Source organism: Microbacterium sp. LB12 (genome assembly GCF_037150835.1).
In the GTDB taxonomy this organism is placed as follows: domain Bacteria; phylum Actinomycetota; class Actinomycetes; order Actinomycetales; family Microbacteriaceae; genus Microbacterium.
Map to the genome: position 1 here is coordinate 1 of NZ_JBBCPF010000063.1, position 253 is coordinate 253.

Here is a 253-nt window from a genome sequence, read left to right on the forward strand (position 1 = left end):
GCACGACCTGCTCAGGCGTGTGCCGCTTCCTCGTGTTCGTCATGATGAGACCAGTCTTCCTGCCCGCAGCAGCGAGCATCAAGACGACTCACACAACGACTGGACCTACATCACGGGGTCGGCCCAGACGTGCTCGTCGAGGTCAGCGGCCATCCGTGACACCTGTGACTTCGAGAGGGAGTGGATCCCGAGGGTCTTCACGAGCTTGTCCATCCGGCGGGTGGAGACCCCGGCGAGGTAGCAGTCCGCGACG

General features: G+C 63.6%; 1 pseudogene. It reads right to left on the reverse strand.

What is annotated here, in order from left to right:
- Nucleotides 1–126 precede the first annotated feature (126 nt).
- Nucleotides 127–253: pseudogene (locus WFM69_RS19390) on the reverse strand (transposase); the annotation flags it as partial.